General features: G+C 61.4%; 22 protein-coding genes. 13 read left to right on the top strand and 9 right to left on the bottom strand.

The window, feature by feature from the left end; all coding sequences use genetic code 11:
• Position 1 precedes the first annotated feature (1 nt).
• Positions 2-1,168: an acyl-CoA dehydrogenase family protein gene (locus tag KF794_08385; GenBank protein ID QYK43828.1), complete on the top strand. Its 1,167-nt coding sequence runs from the start codon at positions 2-4 to the stop codon at positions 1,166-1,168.
• Between the two features lie 33 nt (positions 1,169-1,201).
• Positions 1,202-1,963, top strand: coding sequence for an alpha/beta hydrolase (locus KF794_08380; protein ID QYK43827.1), 762 nt, complete (start codon positions 1,202-1,204; stop codon positions 1,961-1,963).
• Here the strand turns inward: KF794_08380 and KF794_08375 are convergent.
• Positions 1,960-2,523 (bottom strand): hypothetical protein, encoded by a 564-nt coding sequence (locus KF794_08375; GenBank protein ID QYK43826.1) that lies wholly within the window; start codon positions 2,521-2,523, stop codon positions 1,960-1,962. The genes KF794_08380 and KF794_08375 overlap by 4 nt on opposite strands.
• Positions 2,520-3,134 (bottom strand): hypothetical protein, encoded by a 615-nt coding sequence (locus KF794_08370; GenBank protein ID QYK43825.1) that lies wholly within the window; start codon positions 3,132-3,134, stop codon positions 2,520-2,522. The genes KF794_08375 and KF794_08370 overlap by 4 nt, the downstream gene beginning before the upstream one ends.
• A gap of 188 nt (positions 3,135-3,322) precedes the next feature.
• Between KF794_08370 and KF794_08365 the strand changes: the two genes are divergently transcribed.
• Positions 3,323-3,742, top strand: coding sequence for a cupin domain-containing protein (locus tag KF794_08365; GenBank protein QYK43824.1), 420 nt, complete (start codon positions 3,323-3,325; stop codon positions 3,740-3,742).
• Between the two features lies 1 nt (position 3,743).
• On the opposite strand, the gene KF794_08360 is transcribed toward KF794_08365, so the two are convergent.
• On the bottom strand, positions 3,744-3,965 hold the full coding sequence (locus KF794_08360) for a hypothetical protein (protein QYK43823.1): 222 nt from the start codon (positions 3,963-3,965) through the stop codon (positions 3,744-3,746).
• On the opposite strand from KF794_08360, the gene KF794_08355 reads away from it, so the two are divergent.
• On the top strand, positions 3,965-4,111 hold the full coding sequence (locus KF794_08355) for a hypothetical protein (protein QYK43822.1): 147 nt from the start codon (positions 3,965-3,967) through the stop codon (positions 4,109-4,111). The genes KF794_08360 and KF794_08355 overlap by 1 nt on opposite strands.
• A 191-nt stretch (positions 4,112-4,302) precedes the next feature.
• Here the strand turns inward: KF794_08355 and KF794_08350 are convergent, their stop codons facing one another.
• On the bottom strand, positions 4,303-4,650 hold the full coding sequence (locus KF794_08350) for a DUF3597 domain-containing protein (protein QYK43821.1): 348 nt from the start codon (positions 4,648-4,650) through the stop codon (positions 4,303-4,305).
• A gap of 199 nt (positions 4,651-4,849) precedes the next feature.
• On the bottom strand, positions 4,850-5,044 hold the full coding sequence (locus KF794_08345) for a hypothetical protein (GenBank protein ID QYK43820.1): 195 nt from the start codon (positions 5,042-5,044) through the stop codon (positions 4,850-4,852).
• A gap of 200 nt (positions 5,045-5,244) precedes the next feature.
• On the opposite strand from KF794_08345, the gene KF794_08340 reads away from it, so the two are divergent.
• The 5 genes from KF794_08340 (at position 5,245) to KF794_08320 (ending at position 11,172) form a co-directional block, all read left to right on the top strand.
• Positions 5,245-7,173 (top strand): potassium transporter Kup, encoded by a 1,929-nt coding sequence (locus KF794_08340; protein QYK43819.1) that lies wholly within the window; start codon positions 5,245-5,247, stop codon positions 7,171-7,173.
• 137 nt (positions 7,174-7,310) lie between these two features.
• Positions 7,311-8,438, top strand: a complete 1,128-nt coding sequence (locus tag KF794_08335; protein ID QYK43818.1) for a hypothetical protein — start codon at positions 7,311-7,313, stop codon at positions 8,436-8,438.
• A 62-nt stretch (positions 8,439-8,500) separates the two neighbouring features.
• Positions 8,501-10,465 carry a carbamoyl-phosphate synthase subunit L gene (locus KF794_08330; protein ID QYK43817.1) on the top strand — a complete coding sequence of 655 codons (1,965 nt, stop codon included), beginning with the start codon at positions 8,501-8,503 and terminating at the stop codon, positions 10,463-10,465.
• 4 nt (positions 10,466-10,469) lie between these two features.
• Positions 10,470-10,907: a DUF1489 domain-containing protein gene (locus KF794_08325; GenBank protein QYK43816.1), complete on the top strand. Its 438-nt coding sequence runs from the start codon at positions 10,470-10,472 to the stop codon at positions 10,905-10,907.
• 55 nt (positions 10,908-10,962) lie between these two features.
• Entirely contained in the window at positions 10,963-11,172 is a 210-nt protein-coding gene (locus tag KF794_08320; protein QYK43815.1) for a hypothetical protein, read from the top strand.
• Here KF794_08320 and panC read toward each other — a convergent pair whose 3' ends face one another.
• The gene (gene panC, locus KF794_08315) at positions 11,173-12,039 is read right to left on the bottom strand and encodes a pantoate--beta-alanine ligase (protein ID QYK43814.1); all 867 of its coding nucleotides are present in this window, start codon (positions 12,037-12,039) and stop codon (positions 11,173-11,175) included.
• 192 nt (positions 12,040-12,231) lie between these two features.
• Here panC and KF794_08310 point away from each other — a divergent pair, with 192 nt between their 5' ends.
• The 3 genes from KF794_08310 (at position 12,232) to KF794_08300 (ending at position 14,702) form a co-directional block, all read left to right on the top strand.
• The gene (locus tag KF794_08310; GenBank protein ID QYK43813.1) at positions 12,232-13,179 is read left to right on the top strand and encodes an AAA family ATPase; all 948 of its coding nucleotides are present in this window, start codon (positions 12,232-12,234) and stop codon (positions 13,177-13,179) included.
• 87 nt (positions 13,180-13,266) lie between these two features.
• Positions 13,267-13,995 (top strand): VWA domain-containing protein, encoded by a 729-nt coding sequence (locus KF794_08305; GenBank protein QYK43812.1) that lies wholly within the window; start codon positions 13,267-13,269, stop codon positions 13,993-13,995.
• Positions 13,995-14,702 carry a DnaJ domain-containing protein gene (locus KF794_08300; GenBank protein QYK43811.1) on the top strand — a complete coding sequence of 236 codons (708 nt, stop codon included), beginning with the start codon at positions 13,995-13,997 and terminating at the stop codon, positions 14,700-14,702. Before KF794_08305 ends, KF794_08300 begins: the two co-directional genes overlap by 1 nt.
• Before the next feature lie 61 nt (positions 14,703-14,763).
• Here KF794_08300 and KF794_08295 read toward each other — a convergent pair whose 3' ends face one another.
• Positions 14,764-16,440: an SPOR domain-containing protein gene (locus KF794_08295; protein ID QYK43810.1), complete on the bottom strand. Its 1,677-nt coding sequence runs from the start codon at positions 16,438-16,440 to the stop codon at positions 14,764-14,766.
• Between the two features lie 372 nt (positions 16,441-16,812).
• Here KF794_08295 and KF794_08290 point away from each other — a divergent pair, with 372 nt between their 5' ends.
• A complete protein-coding gene (locus KF794_08290; protein QYK46645.1) occupies positions 16,813-17,148 on the top strand; it encodes a phasin family protein in 336 nt (111 codons plus the stop codon).
• 65 nt (positions 17,149-17,213) lie between these two features.
• Here KF794_08290 and KF794_08285 read toward each other — a convergent pair whose 3' ends face one another.
• Together KF794_08285 and KF794_08280 are read right to left on the bottom strand one after the other, a co-directional pair.
• The gene (locus tag KF794_08285) at positions 17,214-18,467 is read right to left on the bottom strand and encodes a VWA domain-containing protein (protein ID QYK43809.1); all 1,254 of its coding nucleotides are present in this window, start codon (positions 18,465-18,467) and stop codon (positions 17,214-17,216) included.
• Positions 18,468-18,659: 192 nt separating this feature from the next.
• Positions 18,660-19,928: a VWA domain-containing protein gene (locus KF794_08280; protein ID QYK43808.1), complete on the bottom strand. Its 1,269-nt coding sequence runs from the start codon at positions 19,926-19,928 to the stop codon at positions 18,660-18,662.
• Positions 19,929-19,948: the final 20 nt, after the last annotated feature.

The raw sequence follows: 19,948 nt of genomic DNA, 5'->3' as shown, positions 1-19,948 counted from the left end.
CATGCTCGACAAAGCCTCCGCACCCACGCGCTCGATTTACTTCTCCGAGGAGCATGAGCAGTTGCGCGCGCAGGTGCGCCGCTTCGTCGAGCAGGAAGTGAAACCGCACGGCCTCAAGTGGGAGGAGCAGGGCTACGTTCCGCGCGACGTCCTGCAAAAGATGGGCGCGCTCGGCTTCCTCGGCATCCGCTATCCTTCCCAGTACGGCGGCTCGGAAATGGATACGCTCGGCACCGTGGTGCTGGCGGAAGAACTCGGACGCTCGACCTTCGGCGGCTTTGCGATCACCGTGCTGGTGCATACCGACATGGCGTCGGTCCATATCTTCAACGCCGGTTCGCAGGCCATCAAGGACAGGTTCATGCCGGACGTGGTAGCCGGCAAGAATATCGTCGCGGTCTGCGTCACCGAGCCGTTCGCCGGTTCGGATGTGAAGGGTATTCGCACCACCGCGCGCCGTGAGGGTGACGAATACATCATCAACGGGTCGAAAACTTTCATCACCAACGGCGTGCACGCGGACCTTTACTGCGTGGCGGCGAAAAGCGATCCGAAAGCGCAGCCGTCGCAGAGCGTGTCGATGATTCTGGTTGAGAAGGGCACGAAGGGATTTTCCGTCGCGCGTCCGCTGGACAAGCATGGCTGGCGCTCGTCCGACACTGCCGAATTGCATTTCGAGGAATGCCGCGTGCCGGTCACGAACATCCTTGGCGAAGAAGGCCGCGGCTTCTACGCCATCATGAAGAACTTCCAGAACGAGCGCACCACCATCGGCGCCATGTGCATCGGCGAATGTTCCGCCGCGCTTGAGCTGACCTTGGAATGGGTGCAGCAGCGGCAGGCCTTCGGCGCGCCGTTATGGTCGAAGCAGGCCATCCGTCAGCGCCTCGCCGACCTTGCGGGAAAGGTCGAGGCGGGGCGGCAGCTCGTCTATCACGCCGCATGGCTCGATGCGCAGGGATATGACGCGACCAAGGAGGTCTCGATGGTGAAGGCTTACTGCGGCGAACTGGTCAACGAAGTGATGTACGATTGCGTGCAATTTCACGGCGGACTTGGCTTCATGCGCGAAAGCGCGATCGAGCGCATGTCGCGCGACGCGCGCGTGCAGGCGATCGGCGGCGGCGCCACGGAAGTGATGTTGGAGGAAGTTGCCAGGAGAATGTAACAAGAGAATGTAAGCGGCGGCTTGGGGAGCCTGATGTTTTATAAGCGCGAAGACGCGAATTTATTCGTTAGCGATTTCGGTTCCGGTTCGAAGACGATAGTAGCGCACGGCGGCTGGGTCGGCAGCGGTGAACTCTGGCATTCGCCCTTCGAAATTCTGAGCCGCCACTGGCGCACGGTGACGTACGATCACCGTGGCACTGGCGCCAGCACGCACACACCGCCGCGCATCACCTTCGAGCATCTCGTTGACGACCTGTTCTGGGTGCTCGACGCGCTCAAGATCGATCGTTGCGTGCTGGCGGCCGAGTCGGCGGGTTCGATGGTGGGGCTCGAAGCCGTGCTGCGCGCGCCCGATCGTTTTGAAGGATTGTGTCTTGTCGGCGGGCGGTGGGAGACTTCACCGCCCGGTTCGCTGGACGACCGCATCGCGGCCTGCCGCAAGAACTACAAGCCGTTCATCGATCAGTTCGTCGATTATTGCGTGCCGGAGCAGGACGGCGCGCACTGGCGGCAATGGGGCAAGAAGATCGTGTACCGCGCCGATCCCGAACACGCCGCGCAACTGATGGAATTGCTGTACGGCGTCAGCGTCGAGGAGAGGGTGGCAAGCATCAAGCTGCCGACGCTGCTGATCCACGGCGAGAGGGACGTAATCAACCCGCTGGCCTCGGCAAAGAAGCTGAATGGACTGATCGCGGGTAGCACGTTGGAAGTGCTGGAGGGTGCGGGACACGTGCCGACGGTGACGAGGCCACGCGAAATAGCGGAATTGATTAGCAGTTTTTTTATCTAAGCTTGTGACTTAAAGAACTTCCACCGTTCCTCCACTTGTCTCCTTACTTCCGCCGCCGTCGCGGGCAGGATTTCATGATGCAGCGCTAGTTGCATCTTGTCGCCCTCGGGAATGAAATGCGCGTCCCAGCCGGGGCCGCGCATGATCATCCAGCCTTCGTGGATCACGCGGTCGTAGAATAATTTCGAGACGAGAACGACCGTCACGCCGGGATAGATTTCCTCACGCCCGCGAAATTCCGCATGAACGTCGATGGTATTGACGCCGTGGATTTCATTCCACGGCACGATGAAGTCCTCGTTCGTCGTACGAAAGATGATGCCCGCCGGCAGCAATTCGATCAGGGCGGCGTTCTCCAGCGTGCGAAAGAGATCATAGACGGCGAAGCCGAGGAAGACGGCGGCGGCAACACCAAGGGCAAAGCGTTGCAAATCCTTTTCCACGATGAACGCGCCCGTGATGGCGGCGGCAGTGCCCAGTACGAAGACTGTCATTCGCATCCGGTGCAGCTTGCCGCGGCTCCAGACCAGCCGCTCATGCACGTTAACGGGAGCCGTCATTTCTTCTTTGCGGCTTTCCGCGGAGCGGGGGCGTCGCCGGGCTTGCTTCCGCGGAATGCCTTCCAGCGCGTATCGACTGCCGTGAAGATTTCTTCGGCGCTTGCCGGCAACACCGCATGGTTCAGCGCGACCTGCACCGTGTCGCCGTTGTCGATGAAATTATGTGCCCAGCCCGGACCGCGCAGGATTAGGTTATCGACGTGGATCTCGCGGTCGTAGAATGACTTCGCAACCACGACCGCTGTCACATCATGGTAGGTTTTGTGCCAGCCTTTGGTCGGCACGCGGACGTCGATCTTCTCGATGTTCTTCACCTTGTGCCACGGGATGAGGAAGGTCTTCACCCACTCGATGTCGAGTTCGATGCCTTCGGGGGAGAGCACCGCGATGGGCTTGCCGGGATTGAAGGTCTTGTGCATGGCGTAGAGACAAAGCGCCAAGCCGATAAAGAAGCACAGATAGGCGACCGGCTTGATATTGGATGTGTTGTCATAGGAGACGCCGAAAATCCCGAAGGCGAGGGCGATCAGTCCGATGACGAGAAAGCCGCGCAGCACTTTCTCGCGGCCGAATTTCAACACACGGTTCGGATCGGTGAATTTGGAGTCCAAGTCCGCCTCCCGCCAAGGTCTCTCCCGGTTTCGCGTATCCGCATCGTAAAGGATTCCGCCTGCTTCAGAAGCGGGCAGCGATGACAATTTCGTGGGGGCTGGTCTTGCCGCGGCGCGTTAATGACGCCGCGCGTGGCTCGCGCCATACTTTTCCTTACCGCGCCGCCAATGGCGCAGGGAGGAAGTCTATGAAAATGAGAATCGCTTTTGCCGCTTTCGCGCTAGCCGTTGCGTTCGGGGTCACGCACTCCATCGCGCAGCAGGCACCGGCGCCCGCCGGTATCGCCGCCAAGAACGTGCTCCGTGACGATCTCAAGGGACTCGATGGTCAGGAAACCATCATGCAATTTCTTGAGATCAATCCGGGCGCGGTGGTGCCGTGGCACACGCACCCGGACGGTCATGAGATTTCCTATGTCGTCGAAGGCGAATTGACGTTGCAGGAAGAAGGCAAGGATAGCCGCAAGCTGAAGGCAGGCGAGGGCTTCCACATCCAGCCGGGCACACCGCATTCGGCGGTGAACAGCGGAAGCACGAACGCCAAAATCGTCGTGGTTCGCGTCAACGCGAAAGGCAAGCCGATCGCTGTGCCGTACACAAAGAAGTAGTTCAGTTCTTGCGGAACGCCCGTTTCAACACGCGCTCGTCGAGTTTCTTGACGCCGCGCGTGTTGTGCGCGGGCGGGTCGCTCGCCGGGAAAGACTCGTCGATTATCTCGTCGAGCTTGTCCCATTCGGCAGGCGGGTCGCGCATCGCGTCCTTGCCTGCCGGACGCACCGGATGACGCGCCTGGTCGGCGCGGGCATTCTTGAATGCGGCAGCGCGGGTCATTGGAGATCATCCGGAACGACGGTTCTCCGGTCGCGGGACGAAACCGCGATCATTGCGGAATCTGGCGTGTCCATCGCCACCTCGTCACCGACGAGATGCAGCATGTGTTCGCGTTCGGCACGCCGCAGCGCCCGCTGTGCCCGTAAAATTCGATCGACTCGCTTGAGGCCACCCATAACGTCCTCCTGTTGGGAGAGAACTTGGGTGTTAACGCGCGCGGCTGCGGCTGGTTCCCCGGAGGGCGACAGGCGGGCGCGCGGCGCGGAAGGGGCGGAAAAGGAAACGGCGGAATGCGATTTCCCGCATCCCGCCGTTCCGGTCTTGAATGAAAAGGGGCTTACGCTTTGAGATCGGCGGGGATCTTGCCGCCGGCGTCCGCGATCTTGGTCATGACCTGCTTGTGCAGCCAGATGTTCATCGGCGCGGTGTCATTGACGTTGCCGGTATAACCCAATTCTTTCGCCAGATCCTGACGAGCCTTAAGGCTGGCATCGAGCTTCAGCAGCGTCATCAGGTCGACAATCGAGACGCGCCAGTTGGACGGCTTGCCGCTCTCCTTGGCGAGCTTCTCCATCATCGCCTCGACGTCCACCATCGGCAGCGCACCGGAGCTGACCGGCGTTCCGTCGGCTTTGACTTCCTTCGAGCCGAAGATCGCGCTCATGATTTTACCGAAAATGCTCATTGGGGGCCTTCTCCCTGTAGTTGTTCGGATACCGACTTTGCCCATCCGGCAGTCGGGAAGCAATATCGTCTTCTACTTACAAAACGCACAAAAAAAGAAGCCCGGCGGGCAATCACCGGGCTTCCTGATTTCCGGAAAGCGCGAGGGGGGACGCCTCTCCGGTTGGGGGACTTCACATGTGGTAGGGGTTTCCGAGATTTCAACCTGCTAGCTTGCGCCACTCACCCCGTACCCGCTCCGAAAAGCGCTGCCAGTTTGCCGAGACGACATCCCAGTTAACCATCTGGCGCTCCACGGTTACGGTCGTGCCAGTGATGGCGCCGCGGTTGTCGACCATGTAGGCGGTGAGGATAGTGAGGGCGCAGCCCGCGATAATTCCGAGCAGAAAACGCATTGAAATCTCCAGCCTTGCTGGCGTAATAACCCCGCTGCGCAATGAAGGTTCCCGGTCGTTAAATTATTGCCGGCCTTGGAAACTTTGGCCTTGTTAAAGCATTGCATAAGCCCCGGCGGCCGAGGGCATGGACGCCGCGAAGGGCCGGGTGTAGAAGCCCGCCCCATTTCCGCTATTGCAGCGCGAAAGCGATTTTTCCGATGGCCATGAACGATCCTGACGCGGTGCCCGCCGCGACTTCGCCGCAGGCAAACGGCCATGCCGGGACCGTGACGAAGGCCGGTTATCTGGGGCTGGTCATAGGCTCCGTTGGTATCGTTTACGGGGATATCGGCACCAGTCCGCTCTACGCCTTCCGCGTGGCTGTAACCGCGGCCGCAGGTGGCGGCATGGTGGGCCGGCCAGCCGTGATCGGCCTGTTGTCGCTGATCATCTGGGCGCTCCTGCTGGTCGTAACCGTGAAGTACGTCGTGCTGCTTCTGCGCGCGGACAATAATGGAGAGGGCGGCACGCTGGCCTTGATGGCGCTGGCGCAGCGCTCGCTGGGGCGGTCCAGCAAAGTGATCCTACTTTTCGGGTTGATCGGAGCCGCGCTGTTCTATGGCGACGCGATGATCACGCCAGCCTTGTCGGTGTTATCGGCCGTCGAAGGTTTGAAGATTGCTACGCCGGCGCTCGAGCCTTTCGTGGTGCCGATTGCGCTCGTCATCCTCATCGGGCTTTTTGCCGTACAATCGTATGGTACCGCGCGTGTGTCCGCGTGGTTCGGTCCGATCACGCTGCTCTGGTTTCTTGCGCTTGCGGCGGGTGGCGCGATTCATTTGTTCGACGATCCCGGCGTGCTGGCAGCTTTCAATCCTTATTACGGTGCGCAGTTCATTGCGAACAACGGATGGATTGCCCTGTTCACGTTGGGTGCAGTGGTGCTGGTGGTCACGGGTGCAGAGTCACTCTACGCCGACCTCGGTCACTTCGGGCGCAAGCCGATCCGTGACGCATGGTTCTGGCTGGTATTGCCTTCGCTCCTCCTGAACTATCTCGGGCAGGGCGCGCTCGTGCTCTCGGACCCGGTAGCGATCAACAATCCATTTTACTTCCTGTATCCGGAATGGGCGCTGTTGCCGATGATCGTGCTGGCGACCTGCGCGACGGTTGTCGCGAGTCAGGCCGTTATCACGGGAGCTTATTCGCTCGCCCAGCAAGCGATCCAGTTGGGGCTGCTTCCACGGCTCGAAGTTCGTCACACCTCGGCGACTCATTACGGGCAAATCTACGTCGCGCGCGTGAACTGGTTCCTACTTCTAGGCGTCGTTTTGCTTGTCGGCATCTTTCATACGTCGAGTGCGCTTGCCACGGCCTATGGCATCGCGGTGACGGGAACGATGTTCATGACTACGCTGATGGCGGGAGTCGTGGTGCGGCGCGTATGGAAATGGAACTGGTTCGCGATTATCGCGCTGCTCATTCCGCTCGGTGCGATCGACCTGATTTTCCTCGGTACCAATTTGTTCAAATTCTACGATGGCGGCTGGGCGCCAATCGGAATCGCCGCGCTGATTATGCTCATCACCCTGACGTGGCGGCGAGGCGCGCGGCAGCTATTCGATAAGACCCGCCGTCAGGAAGTGCCGCTCGAGCCGCTGGTGAAGAATCTCGAGAAGAAGCAGATTCATCGCGTGCCGGGTACGGCTGTATTTCTGACCAGCGATCCGGAGAACGCGCCGACGGCGTTGCTGCACAGCCTCAAGCACTACAAGGTGCTGCACGAGCACAACGTTATTCTCACGGTAGTCACCGCCAACCTGCCGCGCGTGCCGCAGGAGGAGCGGGTGGAACTCGAAGCGGTGAGCCAGACCTTCTCGCGGGTGAAGCTCAACTACGGTTTCATGGAAAGCCCGAACATACCGAAGGCGCTCGCGATTGCGCGGAAACTCGGCTGGACCTTCGACATCATGTCCACGTCGTTCTTCCTGTCGCGGCGGACGCTGCGCCCGGCGAAGAACTCGCTGATGCCTCGCTGGCAGGACAAGCTGTTCATCGCGCTGGTGCATTCGTCGGACGACGCCACCAACTTCTTCCAGATCCCGTCGGAGCGGGTGGTGGAGGTTGGAACTCAGGTCGCGATCTGAGCGATTTCGGGCAAATTGTGCCGCTCCGGCACAGTTTCGCCGTTAACGAAAAATAGCTTGGCCCTAGGGGAATTCCCTATATTTTGCAGGCCTTCGCGCCCCTTCGGGCGGCGCGTCAGATGCGGTAGTATTTCGGCATGGATGTGAACAGCTTGTTCGCCGGCGTGACGTTGCCGGGATGGGCGGTCGCCATTGGCGCCGTCTCCGTTCTCCTCGCGCTTGTCCTTCTGCTTCGCCCTCGCAGCGGGGAAGGTGCCCGCGTGGCGGCGCTGGGAAATCTTGCGCTGGTGGCCGTGGTCGCTGGCGGCGCTTACTTCGGTCTGAAACATTTCGAGGAAGGCAATACCAGCGGTGAGCGCCGCGCGCTGGAAGAGCGCGCCAACAATCTGCTTGGTCAGGCGAACCAGCAGGGTTCGGTTCTTGGTTGCCTCAATTCCTCTGCCAACCCGGTGCTGGATGAAGCCTGCGAGAAGGCGATCTTCGCAGAGCCGCAGCGGCTCGCGACCGCGGTGGGCAATGTCACCGAGCGGTTGAAACTTCTCAATGATGTTGCTGCCTTCGCGCAGCGCGAACCGGATTTCGCCGACCGCTTCGAGGTGCTGCGCCGCTCGCTCGAAACCGATACCTACGGTCTGGTCGCGCATGTGCTCGCGACCGAGAATAAGTGCATTCCGGATTCCTGCGCACGCTTCCGTCTCCTGAAGGATACGGAGAAGGTCAAGGCCAACCTGACCTCGCGTAGGTTCGATACGCTGCTCGCGAAGTATTCGCCGGGCTGGACCGCGACCAAGCCGGAATTCAACATCTCCGACATGCAGGCATCGCCGCCGGTTTACACCATCGGCGGGCGCGCCAACGAAAACGAACTGCCGACCGCGAATACTGCGATCCCGCTGCCGCAACCGAACGGGCAGACCAGCACCACACCGATCATCGTGCCGCCGGTGCCAGGGCAGCAGCAACCACCTGTCGCCAACCAGCAGCCGCCTGTTAGCGCGCCGCAACAGCCGCCGGCGAGCAATGCCGCTACTCCGCCACCCTCCAATCAGCCGGCTGCCCCGACTGCCGAGAAGAAAAAGGCCACCAAGTCGGCCCAGCCGAAGGGCGAGAAGAAACAGCAGCAACAGGTGAAGCGTAAAGAGCGTCCGGAGCCTGTAGGCGGTCTTCCGCGAGTCACCGCGCGCGGCTCCGATCCGCCTGCGGCGGACGACGACGAGGGCGATTCCGACAGCCCACCACCGCCGCCGCGTCCCCAGCGCCGCTGATCTTTCCGGATTGTCGTGTCAAGGCTGGCGCAGGGCGCGGGCGTGGCTAGTATTGCGCCAAAATGAACGCCAGCCGTCCGCTCAAATCCGTACTTGTCGCAAATCGCGGTGAAATCGCGTGTCGCGTCATGCGCACCGCGAAAGCGATGGGCATGCGCACTATCGCGGTCTATTCCGACGCGGACCGCAATGCTCCGCATGTACGGCTCGCCGACGAAGCGGTGCATATCGGACCCGCGCCCGCGCGAGAGAGCTATCTCGTCATCGATAAGATCATCGCTGCGGCGAAGCAGACCGGAGCCGAGTGCATCCACCCCGGCTATGGCTTTCTCTCGGAACGCGCGGAGTTTGCGGAAGCCTGCGCAGCCGCGAATATCGTATTCGTCGGACCGCCGCCCGCTGCGATCCGCGCGATGGGCCTCAAGGGCGAAGCAAAAGCGCTGATGACCAAGGCCGGGGTCCCTGTGCTGCCCGGCTATCACGGCGAGCGGCAGGAACCGGACTTCCTCAAGCGCAAGGCTTACGAGACCGGGTACCCGGTGCTGATCAAGGCGGCTGCGGGCGGCGGCGGCAAAGGCATGCGCCGCGTCGACAAGCAGATCGACTTCGAAGCGGCGCTGGACGCTGCGAAACGCGAAGCGGAAGCCGCGTTCGGCAATCCCGATGTGCTGATCGAGAAATATGTCGCCAGCCCGCGCCATATCGAAGTGCAGGTGTTCGGCGATGATCATGGCAACTACGTCCACTTCTACGAGCGCGACTGCTCGGCGCAGCGCCGCCACCAGAAAGTGATCGAGGAAGCGCCTGCACCCGGCATGAGCGCGGAAGTGCGCGAGCATGTCACGAAGGCCGCGATCGAGGCGGCGCGTGCAGTGAATTACAGCGGGGCGGGGACGGTCGAGTTTCTCGCGGACGGGTCGCAAGGACTTCGCGCGGACGCAATCTGGTTTCTGGAGATGAACACGCGGTTGCAGGTCGAGCATCCGGTGAGCGAACTCATCACCAACATCGACCTGGTGCAGTGGCAGTTTCTGGTCGCAGCGGGAGAAAAGCTGCCGCTGCCGCAGGAAAAAATCCGACTCTACGGTCACGCGGTGGAAGCGCGCATCTATGCGGAAGACGCCTCGCGCGGCTTCCTGCCATCGACCGGCAAGCTGACCGCGCTGCGTTTCCCCACCGGCAACGGCATTCGCGTCGACAGCGGTGTTGCGGAAGACGGCGAAGTCACGCCGTATTACGATCCGATGATCGCGAAACTGATCGCGCATGCACCGACGCGCGACGAGGCGTTCGACCGGCTGGTGGCGGCGCTCGGCAACACCATCGTTTCCGGGCCGCGAACCAATATCGAGTTCCTGCGCGCGCTCGGTAATTCGGAAGCGATGCGCGCGGGTACGACCGACACCGGCTATATCGAGCGCAATCTGGATGCATTGACGAAGACCGCCGAGCCGGATTTCGCAGCGGCCGCTTTCGCGCTGGAAGAATGGATGCAGCGCGAGCGCGCGCGTCAGCATGAGCGGTTCAGGGACAATTCGCCCTGGTCGGTAGCGGACAGTTTCGGTGCGCCGGGCGAGATTCCGGTGCCGGTGATCGTCAACGGCGTGCGGCAGAAGGCGAGCGTGCGCTTCACGCAAGTCGGTGTGGACGCGAAGGTGAATGGTCATGTCGCCGCGCCGAGCGAACTGGTGGAAGCGGGCGGGGCGCTGATCGCACTTCGCAATGGACAACAGACTTCGGTTCGTCTCGCGGACGAGCGCGACATTTCCTTTGCGAAGAGTGCCGGCGACGGCACCATCACCGCGCCGATGCACGGGAAAGTGCTGCTGGTTTCGGTCGCGAAAGGCGATACGGTCGAGGCTGGCCAGCGCCTCATGGTGCTGGAAGCGATGAAGATGGAACATGCGCTGACCGCGCCGTTTGCAGGAAAAGTCGCCGAACTCGCGGTCGCGGCCGGCGATCAGGTCAGCGAGAATGCGACGCTGGTCGTGATCGCGCCCGCGACGGCGAAACAGCCCGCGAAGTAAGCGCGTGGCGCTGCATCTCATCAAGCTATGCGTGGGCGTCGATTCCATTCGCGAACTCGACGAATGGATCGCGGAGCGCATGGCGCAAAAGAAAAAGAAGAAAGAAGCGCTCGAACACATCCACGTCACGCGCATGATGCCTTCGCGTGGCGAGGACGTGCTGGACGGTGGTTCGCTGTATTGGGTCATCAAGGGCATGGTGTCGTGCCGCCAGCGCATCCTCGATTTGCGCACGACGACCGATAAGGAAGGCACCAAGCGCTGCCGGATCGTGATGGAACCGAAGCTGATCCCGGTGATGCCGCGTCCGCATCGCCCGTTTCAGGGCTGGCGCTATCTCAAGGACGAGGAAGCACCGGCTGATTTGAAAAAAGGCCAGAAGGGCGCCGCCGAACTGCCCGAGGAAATGCGCCGTCAGTTGCGCGAACTCGGCCTGCTCTAGACGAAACCAAGCTGACAGTTGCGTGTTGTCGTGACGGACAGGAATGGAGTTCGACATGGCTCAACGTGCAAGCGCCGACTACGAAGACCCCGGCAAGAATGTCGCCGATATGCCCGATCCGGTTACGCTACCGACCAACAAGGCACGGGCGGCGGAGAACAAGGGCAACATGGGCACGGTGCTGGTCGTAGGCATCGCGCTGGTCGTGATCGCATTCGCCGCGATCTATCTCGGCTTCTTCAGCGCGGGGACACCAACGCAGTAATCAGACGCCGACGTTGTCGATCAGCCGCGTCTTGCCGAGCTTCCCTGCGACCAGCAGGCGGAGCTTGGTTTTTTGTCCGGGCTGGGGCGGAAGTAGCGTGGCTGCATCGCGCGCCTCGAAATAATCGAGCTTGAAACCTGCGGCGGCGATTTTCGTGCGCGCTTTACTGAGCACGGGTTCGAGCATTTCGCCACGTGAGATCGCACGCGCGGCTTCTTTCAGGGTTTGATGCAGAATAGGCGCGGCTGCGCGCTCCGAGGGTGAGAGATAGACATTCCGCGAGGAGAGGGCGAGGCCGTCCTTCTCGCGCACGATCGCGCCTCCGATGATTTTGACCGGCAAGCCGAGGTCGCGCACCAGCGCCTTGATGACCTGCAACTGCTGGTAATCCTTCTCGCCGAAGATCGCGACATCCGGCCCGCAGACGATGAGCAACTTCGCAACGACAGTGGCGACACCCTCGAAATGGCCGGGGCGGAATTTGTCGTCGAGACCGACCGAAGCCGCGCCTTCCGGCGCGAGTTTGGTCGAGAAGCCTTCCGGGTACATTTCCTTCACGTCCGGCGCGAAGACGATGTCCGCGCCTGCTTCACCCAGCTTGTCGAGATCGGCATCGAAGGTACGGGGATAGCGCGTGTAGTCCTCATTCGGGCCGAACTGGGTAGGGTTCACGAAAATCGAGGCGACGATCTTCTTCGCGTGCTTCTTCGCCGTATCGACCAGCGAAATATGACCGCTGTGCAACGCGCCCATGGTCGGCACCATCGCGACGGCCGCACGGCGCTTGCGCCACTCCGCCACTACCTCCCGCAGGGCTTTCACGGTCTTCACCACGCGGGGACGCTTGCTGCGGACGCTCTTGGCCATTCGTACAACTCTGGGACGGGACGGTGCGTACAAGGCTAGCAAAATGCCTGTCCGCGCGCCACGCGCGGGCGGCAGCGGGGCCACATCCGGAAAACATTTGCGTTATCGGCCATGCTCTCCCTTGACCCTGCGCGTTCCCGTTTCGCAAACTGCAAACGGATGCGGTCGTACGCTGACGGGGCAGCGCGGCCTATGCGTATCGAGAGTCCGATATTCGGGGCGATGGGCGCCACGCCGGGAGCGGCGAAGACGGCGCACGTCATCGTGCTTGCCAACGAAAAGGGCGGCTCCGGCAAGACCACGACCGCGATGCACGTCGTCGTCGCGCTGCTCAAGGCGGGCCAGAAGGTCGCCGCCATCGACATCGACAGCCGCCAGCAGAGTTTGAGCCGCTATATTTCGAACCGCCGCCAGTGGGCGCGCAGGTGCGGCCTTGTTCTCGAACTGCCTGAAGTCCATTCGGTGGCGCGCGCGGACGGGCGCAGCGTGGACGACAACGAAGCCGCCGAGTTCGCCGCGTTCGCGCATGCGATCAACGCGGTCGAACCGGCGCACGATTTCATCGTGATCGATACGCCCGGCTCCGACAGTTATCTCATGCGCCTTGCACATGCGATGGCGGACACGCTGATTACGCCGCTCAACGACTCTTTCGTCGATTTCGATGTGCTCGGCCGCATCGACCCGGAAAGTTACGAAGTCACCGGCACCAGTCATTACGGTTCGCTGGTGCGCGAGGCGCGCAGGCAGCGGCGGCTGGTGGAAGAAGGCGAGAGCGACTGGATCGTGATGCGCAACCGTGTCGGCCAACTCGACACGCGTAACAGCCGCAACTTCGTCGAAGGCATCGGCGATCTTTCCAAGCGTCTCAATTTCCGGGTCGCGGAGGGCCTAAGCGAGCGCGTGGTGTATCGCGAGTTGTTTCCGCGCGGCCTCACCGCGCTCGATACGCTGGACGAGCAGACGCTGGGTGCGAAACCGAACATGTCCCATCTGGCGGCGCGCCATGAAGTCCGCGCGTTGCTGGAAATGCTGAAGCTGCCGATCGACGAGCGCGGCCGCCGCCGCACGAATGCGCGCGCCGAGTGGTTCCGCGCGGCAAAAGAGCCGCTCGACGGGGCGGACCTGTTCTGGGAATAGTGCGTCCGTACGCGGGTTGCGCTCGCGGCCAAAAACCACAATCTAGGAGCGGAAGGGCCGCGCGAAGCAGCGCGGAAACAGCCGCTTATGGCCAATACGCGCGACAAGACCCCCGCTACGCGCGCGGGAGAATCGCTGCAAACCTCGCAGAAAGGCGAGATCGACGCCTTTCTGGCGAAGGCGCGGACGCTTGGACCGCGTAGCGACGGCAAGCGCGGGCGGCTCGCCTTTGCGCTGGACGCCACCATGAGCCGGCAGCCGACCTGGGACCTCGCCTGCAAGCTGCAAGCGGAGATGTTCGAGGAGGCCGGGGCCGCCGGGGGCCTCGACGTACAACTGATCTATTTTCGCGGGCTTCGCGAATGCCGCGCCTCGCGCTGGACCTCGGACGCAAAGCGTCTCGGCGAAGTCATGGCGAGCATTTCCTGTCAGGGCGGCCATACCCAGATCGGCCGCGTGCTGGAGCATGTGCGCGCGGAAAGCAAAACCGCGAAAGTCGATGCGTTAGTTTATGTTGGTGATGCGATGGAGGAGGCCGTAGACGATCTCTGCGCGGCGGCTGGAGAACTCGGCCTACTCGGCATCCCGGCTTTCATGTTTCAGGAAGGCGGCGATCCGGTTGCGGAGAACGCATTTCGTGAAATCGCGCGGCTTACCAAAGGCGCGTGGTGCCCGTTCGATGCGGGTGCGGCATCGCAACTGAAAGAACTGCTGCGCGCAGCGGCAGCCTACGCCGCGGGCGGGCACAGGGCGCTCAGCGATCTTTCGAAACGTGGCGGGCGCGGCGCGGTCAGACTGATCGAGCAGATGCGCTGATGGGAATCCCCGCGCTACTCATCGGTCTTGCTGCGTTTTTTGCGTTCCTGTTCGGTGCGCGGATGCTGGCGGCGAGCGACCCAAAGAAACTCGCAAAGGTTTTCCGCACCGGCGGCGGCATCGGCGCGCTACTACTCGCGGCGTTCTTCGCCGTCACCGGCCGTTTTTACCTCGCGGTGCCGCTCGGATTTTTTGCGGCGTCGCTCCTCAACTGGTTGCCATCGCCGGCAAGCTGGACCGCACGCACGCAACGCACGACAGGGCAGGTGTCGCGCGTGCGCGCCGCCTTCGTCGAAATGGAGTTGGATCACGACAGCGGCGAGATGCACGGCCGCGTGTTGAAAGGTCAATTCGAGGGCGTGCCGCTGGACGCCCTCGATCCGGCCGCGCTCTTGAAGCTGCGCGACGAGTTCGACGCGGAAAGCCGCGCGCTACTCGAAGCTTATCTCGACCGCAGGACGCCCCTTTGGCGTGAAAACGTCGAGGAAGATGCGGGTGCGGGGACTGCCGAGCCGCCGCGCCATGGACCGATGACCGAAGAAGAGGCGCATCAGATCCTGGGGCTTGAACCGGGAGCCGACGCTGCGCAAATCCGCAGGGCGCACCGCACGCTCATGAAGAAACTCCACCCCGATCAAGGGGGGTCTACGTACCTCGCGGCCCGTGTGAACGAGGCCAAGGATGTTCTGCTTCGCCGCCATCACTAAAACTCCACGCAACACTTACGCTTTGTTCGAGTGACGCCTCCTTCAGCCGGATTTTTCCGGTCTAGTTTTTGACCGCGATGCAGTCGAACTGACTGCGTTGCAGTTTCCGGCATGCATTGCGCGCCAGATATTCGTTCGTAAATCCCGCGAACCGCGCGCGGTAAAGATGCGCGGAACCTCTTGAAACTTTCTCAACGTAAGGGCTGGCCTTGGCGAGCAGGGCGGTCGCTTTCGACTTCGCTTCGTCGAGGCGTTCTTTCGCCTGATCGTTGTCCGGGTAAGCGCCGATCTGGATCGACCAGCCGGTGCGTGCCGCAGCCGGAATTGCACTCGGCTCGTCGTCATTTGCCGCTGCGTTCGCGTTCGCAGAGGCGACTTTCACCTTCTTGCCGGGTTTATCGGCAGGCGCAGGCGCGGCCTGCGGCTTGTTCTGCTCAAGTGCTTTTAGCGCCTTGGCTTCCAGTTCGAGTTCAGCGGTGTCGTTGTCTCCAGTATCGCCTTCGCCGTCATTTTCAGCGGCGGCGGGAACGTTGTTCTGGGCAACCGCGACCTGTGTCTTCGGTTGGTTGATGCTGCCAGCGACTTCCGGATTCTCAGGCGTGCTCGGCGTGATTTTCATCGGCATCGCCAGCGACGGGCTGAAGTTCGAGAACGGCAGCGAGGGCAGAATACCCGCCTGCACCACGTCTTGCGGCTTCTTCGGTTCGCCGTTGGCATCGAATTGCTGGGTTTTCACGCGAACCGGACGGATCGGATCGTTCGAACCGGCGACTACAGTGTTTTGCTGCGGCTGCTGGGGACGCTGCGCAGTGCGCTGCGGCTGTTGCGGCTGCTGTTGTTGCTTGCGCTGCGCGACCTGCACCGGCTTCGGTTCCGGTGCCTCCACGACGAGCGGCGCGGTGCGCTTTCCGGGAGAGGCGTCGTCGAGATAATCGACGATCAGTTCGCGCATGTGCTGGTCGCGCTGCGCGCCGGTCCGGCCGCCGAGGACCACCGCGACGACGTGACGGTTCTTCGTGCGCACGCTGGTGACAAGATTAAATCCGGAAGCGTTGGTGTAGCCGGTCTTGATGCCGTCCACGCCCTGCACGCGCCCGAGCAGGCGGTTGTGATTCATGATCACGCGCCCGCGCCAGACGAAACTGGTGGTCGAAAAGAAGTGGTAATAGCGCGGGAAGCGGTCGTGCAACGCGCGGCCGAGGGTGGCCATGTCGCGCGCGCTGGTCACTTGCTCGCGATGGGGCAGGCCCGACGCATTCATGAAGGTGGTCTTGGTCATGCCGAGCGCGCGCGCTTTCTTGGTCATCAGCGCGGCGAAGGCTTCTTCGTCTTCGGCAATCGCTTCTGCAATAACAACAGCAACGTCGTTCGCGGAACGGGTCACCAGCGCCTTGATCGCGCTTTCGACGTCGATGGTGTCGCCTTCCTGCACGTTCAGTTTGGACGGCGGCTGATCGGAAGCGTGTTCGGAAACTTTCAGGCGCGAGCGGAGCGTCAGCTTGCCCTGTTCGAGACGCTCGAACAGCATGTAGAGCGTCATCATCTTGGTGAGCGAGGCAGGGTGGCGCAGTTCGTCGGCGTCTTCCTCGTCCAGCACCTTGCCGGTCTTGGCATCTACCACGATCGAGGCGAAGCCGGCCTGCCAGCCGCCGGCCGTACGCAGCCGTTTACGCGTGCGCGCATCCGCATCGAAGGTCGCGAAGAGGAATGTCGTCAGCGCCACTACGGCGACTGCCAAGGCGGCCCGCTTCCCCTGCGAGGTGCGCCAGTACGCAAAACTCATACGCCCGTCCCGTGCCTTCATTTTGCGCCAGCGGTAGCCCCGCTGCTGCGCCATACCGGCGGGCCGAAAGGACCAGCCGGAAAGGCCAAAACTACGGGGAGGGCCTTAGAAAAGGGTAAAACCAGGCCTTCTGACCCTGAGAATGGGCCGTTTTTCAGGCCTGCTCACGGCAATCTGATTGATTTGTCTCGTTATTTTGCAATGCAAAAAAGTCGTTGACTTTATTGTGCAGTGCACTAAATAGCCAATTAGCGAACGCGCGAATGCATCGCTTTCAGCAGTCTAGGAAACGGATGCGCCCAGCGGCGCGGGATGAGGATTACCATGATCGAGAAGTTCGAAGAGTTTCAGAAGCTCGGCAAAGACAACGCCGAAATCGCCATGAAGAGCTTTGCCGCCGCGCAGAAGAGCGCGCAGGCGATTGCGGTCGAAGTGGCTGACTATTCCAAGAAGTCGTTCGAGGAAGGCTCGGCCGCCCTCGAGAAGCTGTTCGGTGCCAAGTCGCTCGACAAGGCGATCGAAGTGCAGACTGCTTATTTCAAGAACGCCTATGAAGGTTTCGTCGCGAACGCGACCAAGATCGGCGAACTCTACAGCGACTTCGCCAAGGAAGCCTACAAGCCGTACGAAGGCGTCTTCACGAAGGTCCCGACCTTCAAGTAAGCGTTGCGTACCGCGTAAACGAAAAGCCCGGCCGTGAGGCCGGGCTTTTTGCTTTGCGGCTTGCCTTACTGCGAGAGGTGGAGGCTCGCGAGCTGGCCGCCGATCGCATTGAACACCGCGTTCAGGTCGGAGGCGCTCTGCACGTCGAAGTACATCGAGGGATCGCTCGCACAGTTGCGAAGGAGGGTGGCGTTCCCATTGATCACGCGGATCGCGTAGATCTTGATGCCCGCCGCTTTCACGTTGGCACAGGCCAAAGCCGTGCGGTTGTCGATCGAGTTCTGGCTCGTGCTCCAGCGGTTCTGCGTATTGTCGCCGTCGGTCAGCAGGATGATGAAGCGGCTGAGATCGGGCGTGTTATTCGGCAGGGCCTCCGTATACGGCTCGGTCGGCGTCAGCAGATGCCATGCCCAGGCCAGCCCGATGGTTACGTTCGTGTTTCCATCCGGCACCATCGCGTCGATGCGGTTGTGAAGGTTGGTCCAGTTGTTGGTGAGCGGCATGATTTCCGCAAGCTGCCAGCCGCACTGGATCGCGGGGAAGCGCGTGGTGTTGTTGGTCGGAGCGGTATCGAGCGTGTCGTGACTCTGGTCACGGTCCTCGATGCAGCCGGTCCATTGGTTGTGGTTCTTCGGCGTGCAGACGCGGTTCCAACTGGAGCCGGTGCAGGTCTGGTTTTCGGCGTCCCAGTCCGTCCACTTGATCCAGGTGGCGTTGACGTTCGCCGTGCCGACTTTTACCTGCACATGGAACGGAACGATCGCGACCTTCACGTCGTCCGGGTTCCGCGCGGCCTGTTGCAACGTGTTCAGAAGATTATGCGAAGCCGTCTTCAACTCCGTCATTTTGTTGTTGGACAGCATCGAACCGGTGTTATCGAGCGCCAGTGCAATCTCGAGCTTCTTGATGCCCCAGGTGACTTCCGCTTGCGCGCCGACGGGGAAATTGTTGATCCCGATAACGCCGGCGACTACCGGCTGGTACTGGCCGCTGACATTCAGCACCAGCCTGCCGATTGCAGGGGTCGTGATCTGGAGGTCGGACTGACTGACCGCGACCTTCACGTTGCCCAGGCTGGCCTGAAAGATTTGCCAGCCCTTGGTGTTGAGGTCGGCCTGGCTCAGCGGCATCAGCTTCGCGAGCGCGAGCGCCGTGGCATCCAGTGCCTTCTGCATCGAGGTGCGGCTGGAATTCGCCATCGAATAATCGAGCGCCGCGCCGGTCGCGCCGATGATCGGGATCAGCGACAACGCGAACACGATGGCGGTATTGCCTTTGCGGCCTTCCTCGCCAGACCAAAAACGGCGAAACAGTCCCATGACGGGCCTCCGGGTTTCGCCGGAGAAATTGCGCCTAGTTTTTTAACCGAACCTTGCGGCTGTCTTCTAAAGCCGGGGGTAGTGGCCACGTGACGTTGCCGGGGCGTAGTTTCGCGGCGAGAGGGTTACGGAAAGAAAAACGGGATCGCTAAAGTTTTAGCAATCCCGCATCCTTCCGCTTTACCGGCGATTTTACTGCGAGAGATGCAGCGCTGCGAGCGTTGCGCCGATGGAGTTGAATACGCTGGTCAGTTGCGCAGCGTTTTGCACGTCGAAATACATCGAAGGGTCGCTCGCGCAATTTCGCAGCAAGTTCGCGTCGCCGTCGATCACGCGGATCGTATAGATGCGGATGCCGGCGGCCTTGATTGCCGTGCAGGTCGCGGCGGTGCGGTTGTCGATGCTATTCGTGTTCGTGGTCCAGCGGTTCTGCGTGTTCTCGCCGTCCGTCATCAGGATAATGTACTTGCTGAGGTCGGTCGAGGGTGCAGCAGCCTGCGTAAACGGCTCTCCGGTGGTTAGCGAATGCCAGGCCCAGGCGAGGCCGATGGAGACGTTGGTATTGCCGTCGGGTTGCATCGAGTCGATCTTGTTCGCGAGTGCCGTCCAGTCATAGGTCAGCGGCAACATGGTCGCGAGCGAATAGCTGCATTGCTTCGCGGGGAACCGCGTCGCATTGGAAGTGGGATTGGCGTCGGATGCGTCGTTCGTCTGGTCGCGATCCATGATGCAGCCGTCCCAGGTCGTGCGCAGCTTGGGTACGCAAACCTGATTCCACCAGGTGCCGGTGCAGGTCTGGTTTTTATTGTCCCAATCGTCCCACTTCAGCCAGAGCGTGAGCGGGGAGAAGATGGTGGTATCGACGCGGACTTCCTTGTGGAACGGAATGATCGAAACCTTCACGTCGCCCGGCTGCAGTACGGACTGCTGAAGAATGTTCAGAAGGTTCTTCGCGGCCTTCTTCAATTCGGTCATCTTGTTGCTTGACGACATCGAGCCGGTGTTATCGAGCGCAAGCGCCAGTTCCAGCTTCTTCATGCCCCATTGCACTTCGGTCTGCGCCGAGACCGGGAAAGTGTTGATCCCGATGAAGCCGGAGATCTGCGGCGTGTATTGGCCGGTGGCGCTCAATTTAATCTTGCCGATAATCGGAGTCGTAATCACGAGTCCGCTCTGCTGCATGTTCACTTTGAGGTTGCCGATATTGGCCGAGAAGAGTTGCCAGCCCTTGGCATTGAGATCGGCCTGACTGAGCGGCATCAACTTGGCCAGCGCGAGCGCGGTGGCATCGAGTGCCTTTTGCATCGACGTGCGGTTCGAATTCGCCATCGAGTAGTCGACGGCCGCGCCGATCCCGCCGATGACGGGTACGCAGGCCAGTGAAAAGGTAATCGCCACATTGCCGGCAAGGGCACGTTTGCCGGCCCAGAAACTATTCAACGCCCGGAAAATGGAACGCATAGCGTTAATCCCCATGTTGG

Source organism: Xanthobacteraceae bacterium (assembly GCA_019454205.1).
Taxonomy (GTDB): Bacteria; Pseudomonadota; Alphaproteobacteria; order Rhizobiales; family Xanthobacteraceae.
Note: the sequence above shows the minus strand (reverse complement) of the source record. Positions and strands in the feature narration are given on the sequence as shown.